This is a genomic window from uncultured Gemella sp. (assembly GCF_963537375.1).
In the GTDB taxonomy this organism is placed as follows: Bacteria; Bacillota; Bacilli; order Staphylococcales; family Gemellaceae; genus Gemella.
The window spans coordinates 1-12,432 of the sequence record NZ_CAUTDQ010000009.1 but is presented as its reverse complement, the minus strand read 5'-3'; the positions used below and the strand labels follow the sequence as shown (position 1 = coordinate 12,432).

Genomic DNA, 12,432 nt, shown 5'->3' with positions numbered 1-12,432 from the left:
CGTAATAGAGGTAAGGTATATGTTGAAAAATAGTAAGAAAGAGAAATTTTCATTAAGAAAATACAAAAATGGTCGAACTGACTCTAAATTAATAGGAGCTGTGGTAATACTGGGACTTTCTATGCTTGTTGGTGGTGGAACTGCTTTTGCGAATGTGACTTCAGGAGATAGAAGTGAAACAACAGTTGTAACGGGAGCAGATAATGAGCGTGTTACAGACAAAATATCAGCTAGTAATAAAACAACTTTTACAGATGATAAAAATCCCACTAAGAAAGTGACCGTAGATGCTGTTATTGGAAAAGTAACTTTCTTACCAAAAGTAAATGAACATTTTGGGGATCCTGATGGGACAGACAGAGTTAATTTTTCAAAAAAAGCTACGGTTAACTATTTATTAGAAGAAGATCGTTCTAAAATAACAGAATCTAAAATTTATGAAGAAAAAGGAAATGTTTATACAAACTATGATAAAAAAGGCATTTCATACGATACAGATGGTAAAGCTTATAGAGGATCGGGGATAGAAAGAACTGGTAGTGGAATTAATGAAAACACAGGTAGAGAGTTCCAGCTTGAAGCTAATAACAAAGCGTATAGTTTGGTGCGTTCAGAAGTAGTAGATAAAGAAAAAGCCGTTTATGAAAAAACTCGTTTTAATAATATAGATGTTTCTGTGTCTCCTGAAGGAATGCATAATTATTTGGGAGAAATTAATTACGGTAAAATTACAGGAAAAGTCTACTTAGTAGAAGAAACAACTGACGGACATTACGGGAAGTATGTAGAAGCATCGAACATCAACAGTGATGAAGAAGCGGTGAACGCGTGGAAAAATGGGCAAGCAACTGCTAAAGATTTCACGAAAGAGAATGTAACTCTTAAAGAAGGTGATACAGTTCTTGTGATGGATAGAGATACATATGCTCATGGTAGTGGTACAAGAACTGTTAATACGATTAATTATAGAAGAGAAATAGTTCCTGCAACACCAGAGTACAATAAAACTGAACCGTATGTCAGAGAAGAAGGGATTCAGGGATATCCATCTTATGCGTTTTGGGACCAACCTTTAACTGGAGAGTATCCAACAATAGGAGAGGATAAAATCTTCGGAACAGCAGATGACGGTAAAGTTACGTTTAATAATGAAACTAGTTTATTTTATTCTAATAGTTCAAAAGATTTTCCACCTGGAATAACTAGTTCAAAAGTCCATGACTTTAAAAAAGAATCTTTAAGAGAAATTCTTGAGGTTATGCATTCTGAAGTATATGGTATATTAGAATATTTCAATCAAAATGCAAAAAGTGATGAGGAAAAACAAGATTTAAAAACGAGAAAAGCTAAGCTTGATGAGAATATCGCAAATACGATAGAGATGATTAAACAAAACAATATTGATATAGCGATAGAATCAGACCGTGGGATTATGTTTTTCCAGCAAAATAAAGAAGCTCTTAAAAATTTAAGAAAGCAAATTGAAGATGGGCAACATGTATTAGATGATTTATCTGTTTACGTGGATTCTACTCAAAGAATTGTTGATCAGTATGATAATCATACTGATGTGACAGAAACGAAGAAAAATTATTTAAAATTTGGGTTTGATAGAGGTATACAAAAAGGTTATATACTATCATATCATAAAGATGCCGAACCGGAACACTATAGCGATTGGGAAAAAGTTAATCCTGAGATTGAGAGTAGAGAAGACTCTGTGTATGCGAATAAAGGTGTTGTAACTATTTCTGATGATTTGAGTAAAATAAAAGTTGTGAATGCAGATTCAACTACTAAAGAGACGGAGTTTGCTAAACAAGTGGTAACAACAAGAGAAGAAACAGATTATGTTGTTACGGAGATTATCGCACCTGTTCGTGCATATAAAGTAATGGGTGAAGGTGCACCTGTCGTAAATCATTATTATAGAATGGTAACAAGTCGTGCTATGATTCCGTCACATGTTCGTGATGAAAAAGTAGGGACACTGACGGTTCAATATGTATCGAATACTGGAGAAAAATTGAGAAGTGATGTAGTTTACGAAGTACCTTATGAGATTAGAAAAATATATGATGTTGTTTCAGGGAAGACGAAAGTAGGAGAAGAAAGTGTTGTTGAAAAATTAACGCCCGTTTATGATACGACTCCAGAGAGATTAGATACAATTATAGCGGATAAAACAGGGTTTACTTATGGATTTGATGGACTTGCTTTAGATTCTGCACCTGAAACAAGTGTATTCGATAAACCTCAAGTGATTGTTAAATATGTTTATCGCTTAGTAAGCAAAGAAGAACCAAACCCTGTAGAAAAAGAGGTAAAAGGTTCTGTAGTTGTTAAGTATGTGGATGCTGAAGGAAATGAAATAAAACCGGCAGAAACTCTAGTAAAAGATGCAATTCTAAGAACAACTTACACATATACTACAAAATCAGGGGATAAGGTTGTCTCGACTCGAGACGAAGTAAGAGATTGGTCGATACCAGATTACAATGCTAAAGATAAATGGTTGGAAAAAATCACAGCATTGGACGGTAAAAACTATAATTATCACGGAATCTATGCTGTTTCTGATAAATTCAATAATACGACAGCAGAAACGGGAAAAGTAGTGGAAGGAATAACTACCATTGTCTACCAATATGATCTTGTAAAACCAAGCTGGGAAGTGCCGACAGATTCACCGATAAGAGAAGTACCGGAGTATGAAGGAGGAGTGTCGCCGATAGAACCACCGATAAGAGAAGTACCGGAGTACGAGGGAGGAGCATCGGTAGTAGCTCCTCCAATATTGGATCTTCCAGAGTATAAGGGAGGGGCATCGGTAGTAGCCCCGCCGATATTGGATCTTCCAGAGTATAAGGGAGGGGCATCGGTAGTAGCCCCGCCGATATTGGATCTTCCAGAGTATAAAGGGGGAGCATCGTTGATACTTCCACCAGTATTAGAAGTGCCAGAATATAGGGGAGGATTGCAGGGAGCGGCAACTTCATCACTTGGCGCTGTAGAATTACCTACAGTAACTGTAGGTAGATCTGGTGATATTCCTAATCCTAGATACCAACTGCAAGGTTTACCGACGATTGAAAGGTTAGAGGAGAGTGTTGAGCAACTTGGGATGAAAAATATAAAAAAATCAGAAGCATTACCTAATACAGGCAGTGGGACATCTAACACGGTTTCTCTTGGGTTTATGATTATGCTATCAGGAATAGCGATGGCGGTGAAAAAACGTCAAAAATAGATGTGTAAAGATTATTCTTTAAAAAATAAAGTAAATAGATTACTTAGAAAGAATTTATATATTATTGTGGATGCATTTCGCGTTGTGCGAGATGTATCCTTTTTGTAATTTATACGAAGGAGTTTTTTTGTTTAGATTTAATTAAGAAAAGTTAAAATCAGAATATGAAAAATTGAGTTCTAAGCTTATGTCTATCTATTACTTTGGAAAAAATATATAAAACGTGTTGATTATAGCGATTCAGTTATTTTCAGAAACCTATGGTTGCTGAATGATGAGAAATTACAGAAATAAACAAAAACACAACTAACAAATTTAAGTTAAATAAATTACAAAAATTACAAAAATATAAAAATATAATATGTCTTGGAGATATTTTTTATCGTTAGTGTTATAGATGGTGAAGGTTCATAGATTATGTTAATATAACGTTTTAGACGATGATTAAAGAGGGATTTAAATAATTCTTTAAGTTTGTGAATGTAAATATTATTTTATTTAAAAGGTAAGGATTTGCTTTTATGGTAATATATAGGTAGAAAACATGAAAATAATTGATAATAATACGATTTTATATTATAATTATAGTATCTTATAATATGCTGAAATGATAGTCTTTATCAAATGTAAATGACATTTGAAAAATAATGATGACGATTTAAATAAAGTGTAAAAATATTTATAGATAAAATTAAAAAAATATTAAGTTTAATTTTTCTTGTTTTTATAAAAAAATAAGGCAGTTTTTTAAGTCAGTTTAAGGTCTATTTTGTAAGATGATACAATACAGTTATTATGGTTTTTATTCAAAATAAATTATTGTGAAAAAAAGCAAAGGAGAAATACATGTTTAGTAAAAATAATACAAAAATGAATAGTAGACGTGAATGCGAAAAGTACAATCAGTACGGAATTAAAAAATTCAATGCTGGTGCTGCTTCAGTATTAATCGCGTCTGGGTTCTTCTTTCTTGGAGGAGCTGCACAAGCTGCAGATTTAGCTTCTAAGCAAGAGTCTAACGTAGAAAACGTTACTGGAAATGACAAAGTATCGTCTGACTCGGATAAAAAGTCAGAAGAAGCCCCGTCAACAGTAGCAAATACAACAACTGCTAAAGAAGAAACTCCGAAAACGGAAGTGAAAGTAGAAAAAGCAGTAGTAAACAAATCTAAACTACAAGAGAAAATTGATAAGTTAAACGACTTATTCGTTACTCTTGCAGGACGTGACCTATCAGAAACTCAACAAAAATTAACAGTTGATGCTGCAAAAGAACTTAATAAGGCAAAAGACCTTATCGTAGTTGAAAATGCAACTCAAGCTCAAGTAGATGCTCAAACGGTCGCGTTAGAAAACTCAATAAGTTTCCTTAACAAGTCTCTAGAAGCGACAAAAGCTGAAGAAAACAAATCGGAAGTTAAAAAAGAAGACAAGAAATCTGACAAAGAAGTAGCTAAAGAAAACCTGGAAAAAACAGTTTCAGAAGCGAAAGTAATTAACCAAACGGCAAAATTATTCTCAGAGAAAGCTGGAGCAGTAACAGCAGAAGCTAAAAAAGAAATTAAAGCTGTAGTAGATGCTGCAGAAAAACAAATTGCGAAAGCTCTAGAAGTATTCAACTCTGATTCATCTACAAAACAAGATTCAGAAAAAGAACGTAAAGAATTAGAAAGAGCTATCGAAGCTGTTTATGCTACGATGAAACGTGCAGGACACAAAGGTGAAATCGAGGGATTATTAGATGGTACTACTGGTACAACAACTGGTGCTAGAAATAATCCGCCAGCAGAATTAACGCCAGTAGTTAATGCGGAAGACTTGACTGATTCTGAAGTTGCAGCGATTATTAAACAAATCCGTACATCGAACCCAGGATTAACAAATGAAGATGTTGTTACAGTTAACAAAACAAGAGGATCGCAAGCGGCTGGTTTTACAACTATTACTTATGCAGATGGTTCAGGATCTGTAACATTTGAACCAGGGCAAGTAATGGTTGCATCTGCAGGGATTAAGAATCTTGAACAATTATCAAGTTCTATTAACTGGTTCAACTTTGCGTCAGCAACAATCACTTATAGAGATGGTACAGTAGCTTCTCCGGTGCGATACTACGAGAACACAACTGCCACACCAGACGGAAGATTGTATAAACAATTAGATGCGAATACTGGTACAACAGGACGTACATTAGAGGGGTACTTCTCAATGTACCGCGATGTAACATTAGGAAGAAATTACACAGTTGATGGAGTTCTTTACGCTAAAGGAACTAAATTAAAATCAACAGATGATGCATTCTTAAAAATGGGTATCGCTAAGTATGAACAACATATTTATTATAGTGGTGGTAAGCAAGGGGAAACAAATGTAAGAGTTCCGAATGCTGGTAACCCTACAACATATACAACTAAGAAATTAGGGGAAATTTACGAAGTATTACAAGTGGGGATGAAATTCGACGTACCTACTCGTGTTGAAGGATATCGATTAAGTGCCACTGTTTCTAAACTAGCTCCGAAAGAAGTAGCTACAGATCCTCAAAAAGGACAAGGAAATAGATTAAGATATTATACAAATGGTGTGAATGGTAAAAACACTACAGATACAACTGCTGTCTATGATATTGTTGATGCTCCAGACGGTGGTGGACGTGGTGTTGATGTCCTATTAACAACACAAGATAAAACGAACAGTTATCTTCGTAAAGCTGGGATTGAAACAACTTACCGTGAAAGAAGAGAAGGAGACTCTGAAACAAACCCAACAGGAACGAAACGTGAAGGATTAACAGCGTTTAGTTCATCACGTGACCATGCGAACTTTGGGGTTTCATTATACTTAGAAGCGACTTATAATGGACAACTTGTTCCAGTAAATGCCGTTGTGGCGGACGCCGATGAATCAGGTCTTCGTGAGTATTCTCAATTCGAAACAGACGGTGGAGCTTGGGAAAAACTTATGGAAATCCATTGGGACAACCGTAGACTAGATAATAACGGAGATGCTATTGTCGATGGTAATGGAACATCAATCCTAGTAGATAAGAATGGAAAAGCTTATGTTGATAGTGCAGGGAATCCAATGTTTATTAATAAATATTGGCAAACTACTAGAGAAGATGTTGTAACAAACGGCATAACTGAGGCTAAATATTACTTAACTACTGCATCAGGAGCGAAAGTTCTTGTATCAGAAAAAGATAATCTTCCGGTATTAGATGCGGAGGGGAATCCTACCATTTTAGATTCTACTGGAACACGAATGACTACTACAAAAGATGGAATGTTCCAAGATGGATACATTGGTAAAGATGATAACAATCAAAATGTATTTAAAATAGGTAGCACTAATGGTATCAAAGTTCGTCAAGTGTTAGATGCTGAAGGACGTCCAATCTTACGAGGTGGTACAATGCCTGGTTTAGCAGCGTTTATCCTACCAAGTGGTGTTAAAACAACTTCATTAGAAGTAGTTAATGGTAAGAAGAAACTTTTCGATACTACAGATGGAAGACATGTTGAAATTACACGAGATTTCTATGGTAACTCTATCTTATGGACTGATGGTTCGGTAGATGCAAGGGTTTCTGCTACAGATACATTAAAATTCTCAAACCCTAATAAGAAACCTGTTAAATTAACAACAGCAGGTGATATTGGAGACATGAGAGATGCAGGATATAATCCATCTGAATGGGTAAGTCCATCAGCTTACGGTAATAAAACATTTGGTTCATTCTCTACAGCTGTTGGAGATGGATATAGATTACCAATCGGACTGACAGAAGGTGTAAGTAACTTATCATTCTATGGTAACTCAACAAGTTCTGTGTCAGGATTTATTGGATTTGTCGTAACAGATGGTGGAGATGCTCCGAAATCTTATGGAAGTGCTAAACACATAATCGGTAACTTTAATAAAGTAGAAAATAACCAAGAGGTTACAGCAACACAACCTTATTTAGGTGATCAACCAGGTGATCCAGACTTCCGTTCAACTGCAAATGAAAAATCAGGAGACTGGGTACTTGATGACCTTGTAATGACAAACAAATATGTTGAAAAAGAACTTGGTGCGGGAGAAACAGATCCTACTAAACAAGTAAAAGTAACGAACCAAAAAGGTGATACAGGTACATTTATTGTTACAGATAGTGGAAATGCTGTAATTAGAAAAGAAGATGGTACGCAAGTAGCTGTAAACCAAGGTGATGTACTTACAACACCAGATCCAGTAACTAACTTACCAATGATTGGTATTTACAATTCAACTACTAAAAAACTTGGTGTTGGAGCAATCCCTGATGAAGGTGAAGCACAATTACTTGATCCAGATGCAGTAGATAATACTGGTAAGAAAATTAAAGGTGAATATACGCTTCGTCAAGCAAGTGATACTGAATATGTTCTTTACGGAGTTAAAGCTAACCCTGGTGTAAATAATAAAGAAGCATATTTACGTGGATGGGTAGATTTTAACGGAAATGGTAAGTTCGATGTGGATGAAGCATCAGAATTAATCAAAGTAACTCCAGGTCAAAAAACATATGATGTTAAATTCAAAAATGTAGCTCAATTATTAGATACTTCTATAGATAAAGCAGGGGTGCGTTTACGTATCGCATTAGAAGAGCAAGATATCCGTGAATCTACAGGACTTGCTGGTTCTGGTGAGGTAGAGGACTTCCAAACATTCGTAACTCACTTCCCTCGTGGAACAAGACATGAAACTAAAGATTACCAAGGACAAGAACAAACTATTAAAGTTCCAACTAATGCGATGTTTATCGCAAATGGTAAATCAAAAGACTCAGGATACAAAAACTGGGCTCAAATCAACAACGTTGAATTATCACCAAAAATCGTATTAACAGATAAAATTGTTAACCCTAATACTGTAACAACATTAGATCCTAATGCAGAAAAAGATAAGACAGATTTAGGAACAAAAGGAATAATCTCTAGCTTACGTAAAAATTCTGACGGATCAATTTATACTAATGCTGAAGGAAAAGTATTCATTGATAAGAAGGACTCAACAGTATTATCAGGGAAATTAGTACAAGTTAAAGATAAGAATAATAAAGTATTAGGAACTGCATTAGAAGTAGTTAACCCTAATAATAACAAAACTGAATATCTAATGTCTGAATATATAGAATATGATAGTGTTGGTAATAAAGTCGGAACATATAAAATTAACCCAGCTACAGCAGGTGGTAATAAAGAGGTTACAGGAGGTTTCTATGAAACTACTGTAACATTCAAGCCTGAAATAGGATATGTAGGAAGAGCCAAAGGTATTGCAATTCGTGCATGGGATGATAACAACAACTCAACAGGTTGGGAAGCGTCAACTCAAACAATTGAGGCATCAGCAGCTTCTACAACATTAGCAGATAAAGATAAAATTAGTGGAAATGTTAACAACGGTGTTAATAATTACAAGTCTATGGATACGGTTTATGTACCTACAGTAATTGATATTAAACCTGTTGGTAAAGATGAAACTACGATTGATGAACAAGGTAAGAAACAATCAGCAACTCCAAGAATTCCAGACCACGGTACAGTAGAATCTATTAATAACGAGCACATCGATGAAGCGAAAATTGATAAAGCGCACGTATTAATAGACAAAACAAAACCTATCACATTCTCAGAGGTTAAAAATATTCCTGGTAAACTATATGAAGTAGATACACCAGTAGATAAAGAAACAACTTTAACTTATGAAGATGGTGGAACAGAAACATTCAAACCAGCAGATAAAGTTCCTGCAGGAACTGAAATTGCTAAACATGGAGCGATTACTATTACTGGTTCAGGTGGAGTAACAGTAAGTGGTGTTCGTATTGGAGAAGAAGGTACAACGAATTCTCCAAGAAAAGTTCCAGCGGGTTCTGTTTTAGAGGGAGCGCTACCAACAGCTCCGTCACCAGTAACAGTACTTAGAAATGGTGTTGAAGTAACAGTAAATACTGGAGAAAAATTACAAGTAGGAGATCAACTGGTAACTCCTCTACCAATAGTAAATGGAGCACAAATTACTACATGGAAAGTTACGTTACAAAAAGGAGATGTAATACCTAAATCATATTCTACTTTAAAACCTAGACTAGTTGATGAAACAAGTGTTGATAAGCTAATTGGTAATAAAGGAGATTCTGTAACAGTAGATAATACATCTTATGTTAACTACAACAACATTATCCCTAAAGGAACTAGAACAGTAGGGAAAACAGTACCTTTAACAAACCTTACTCTTCCAAAAGCAACACACGTTAACCCAACTACAGGTGAAGTAACAACGGTAGAACGTAGATATACGACAATCGACATCGAAAATGGAATTATCGAAATTGAAAACGAAGGAACATATAAATTAGTTCCTAAGAAAACTACAAATGAAAAAGGTGAAACAGTTTACGAAGATGCAACAGTTGTCTTCACTCCACACCCAAGTTTCGTAGGTGTAGGTACAGGTGTAACGATTAAACAACCTGATGTCGACTACGATAATCCAGATGCAACTGATAGCGTAAGAAGACGTTACGGAACTGACTACGGTTATGCAACATATACACCAACAGTAACTCCTAACTTAACAGCGACTATCACACGTAAAATTCACTATGTTTACGAAGGTGATGCATCTACAGCTCCTGAAGATAAAACACCAATCTTAACAATCGATGGTAAACCAGTTACAAACGAACAAACATTAACATATAACCGTGACTACATTGTTATGTCTCAAGATGGACAAACTGAAAAAGACATCACAGTAGCTACAGAGATGACTCTAGAAAGTCCAATCACAGTTGATCGTTATGTGCGTAAAGCTACAGGAGAAGTAGTAAAAGAGGCAACTCAAGTTACTCAACTTAAACCAGGAGATGTTGTTAAAGCTGGAACACAATTACCAGCTGGAACAGTAATCGTTGGTGCATGGAAGTCTATTAACCCGGAAAATGATCACTTCACGAATATCATTTCTCCTACATTAAAAGGTTACACAGCAGAAGTGCAATTACCAGAAACAGAATATACTAAGAGTGAGAAGAATGGAGTACAATCACATGTACGTTCATCTAACCAAACTCCAGTAGGGGTATACACACCAACAATTAAAGATGGTAAAGTGAACACTCAAGACGTAGGTTCATATGAACCAATGGTATCAGCAGTACGTGCAGACAACAAAGATGATTTCGATGTTTATGTATACTATAAAGCTGATAAACAAGTAGCTCGTGTTGTATATATCGATATGGATGCTGCCAGCAATGCAGACCAAGGTGTATTAGAAACACACACAGGTTCAACATTAGAAGCTAATAAATCAGCGACAGATACAATCACAAAAGATGAAACACTTTACGGTGATTCAGCAACTCGTATCAAATACTCAACAGCGGCAACTATTGCGAAATATGAGGCTATGGGATACGAATTAAAACGTGATGGATTTACAAATGATGATGATGGAAATCGTATCGTTGGTGGACGTAAATTCGACGAAGAGTCAGTAGCAGACTCAGAAAATGCAGGTGAAAAAGCACAGAACCAAACATTCTATGTATTCTTAGGACACAAACGTGACACAGGAGCTAAGACAGAAAGAGCGGATGTAACACGTACAATCAACTATAAATACAAAAAAGATGGTTCTAAAGCAGCAGAATCTGTAACAGAAACATTGAACTTCACACGTAATATCACTATCGATATGGCATTAGCAGCAGTAGTCTTCCCAGAAGATACAGCTACATTCAATGCAGAAAATACAAAAGCTACTCCTGAAGAAAAACAAGCAGCGCAAGCTAAGTATGCTGAGGTAGAAAAACAATACAACGCAGCAGCAGAAAAAGTTAAAGAAGATGCAACAACAGCGCAAGCATTAGCAACAGCAGATAAGGATGTTACAACAACTGAAAAAGCATTAGCAGATGCTAAGAAAGCAAACAATTCATTAGTTATTACAAGTGAATCTACACAAGCTCAGAAAGATGCTAAAGCGGCAGCAGAAGCAGCTTTACAAGCAGCGCAAACAGCTTACGATAATGCATTAGCAGCTCGTAATACAGCTAGAACAAACTACCTAGCAGCAGCTAACTCAGATTTAGTTAAAGCAGTAGTTACAACTCAACAAGCTCTAGAAGCAGAAAATGCTAAAGTAGCAGCAGCTAAAGCAGAATACGAAGCTAAAGTGAAAGACAATAGTGCAACGGATGCTGATAAAAATGCAGCGTTAACTAAGTTTACAGATGCCTTAGCAGTGGCAAAAACAGCAGCAGCAAATGCAACAGCAGCGCAAAAAGCATTTACAGATGCTAAAGATGAAAAAGAAGCATTAAATGATGCTAAAGTAGCAGAAGCAGTTAAGAACAAAGCAATTCAAGACCGTGCTAACACTACTCAAGCAGCTAAGGAAGCAGCTCGTCAAGCATACTATGATGCAATAATTGCTAAAGTTAAAGAGGAATCTAAGAAAGAAACTCCAGATAAGAATAAGGTAGCAGCTGTAAGCTTTGGAGAGTGGAAAGCTCTAGGAAGTACAGCAACTAACTTACCAGCAAACGAACAATTATCTGAAGCTGAGAAACAATCTGACAATGCGTTCAACAATGTTACATCACCAACTATCACTGGTTACTTAGCAGATAAAGTAGCGATTGATAAAACTGATGCAATTGATCCATTAGCGGATGATTACGAAGTAAATGTATTCTATGAGCAAGGTGAACAACGTGCAACAGTTAAGTTTGTAGAAGTAGACGCTAATAACCCAGATACTGTAATTACACCAGGTGTAGCAGAAGACTTAGTGGAAATTGGTAAAACAGGTGATAATTTTGCAACTCTTAATACAGCAGCAGTAAAAGCAGCTATTAAGAAATTAGAAGATAAAGGTTATATACTAGTATCTGATGGATTCGAAAATCCAGGAACTGGTGTAAGCAATACAACATTCGATAACGATCCTAAGAAAGATCAAGAATTTGTTGTTAAAGTTAAAGCTAAAGTAGTTGATATTCCATCATTTGATCCAACTAAACCAACAAGTAACGACAATCCGAAACCAACTCCAGGTGTAACACCAATCGATCCAAGTAATCCATCAGGACCAAAATGGACTGAAGACTTAATCAAAGCTGTAAATGTTCAAGAAGAAGT

At 35.8% G+C, this 12,432-nt stretch carries 2 protein-coding genes; both read left to right on the top strand.

Annotated elements, in window-relative coordinates; translation table 11 throughout:
* The first annotated feature begins 19 nt into the window (after window positions 1–19).
* Entirely contained in the window at window positions 20–3,250 is a 3,231-nt protein-coding gene (locus RYK99_RS02850; RefSeq protein WP_314989943.1) for an SIALI-17 repeat-containing surface protein, read from the top strand.
* Between the two features lie 846 nt (window positions 3,251–4,096).
* On the top strand, window positions 4,097–12,432 hold an 8,336-nt coding region (locus RYK99_RS02845; RefSeq protein ID WP_314989941.1), incomplete at its 3' end, for a GEVED domain-containing protein.

What these genes read in the sequence shown, in the direction of transcription:
- RYK99_RS02850 (WP_314989943.1), top strand. Translation starts at nt 20, where the DNA reads ATGTTGAAAAATAGTAAGAAAGAGAAATTTTCATTAAGAAAATACAAA.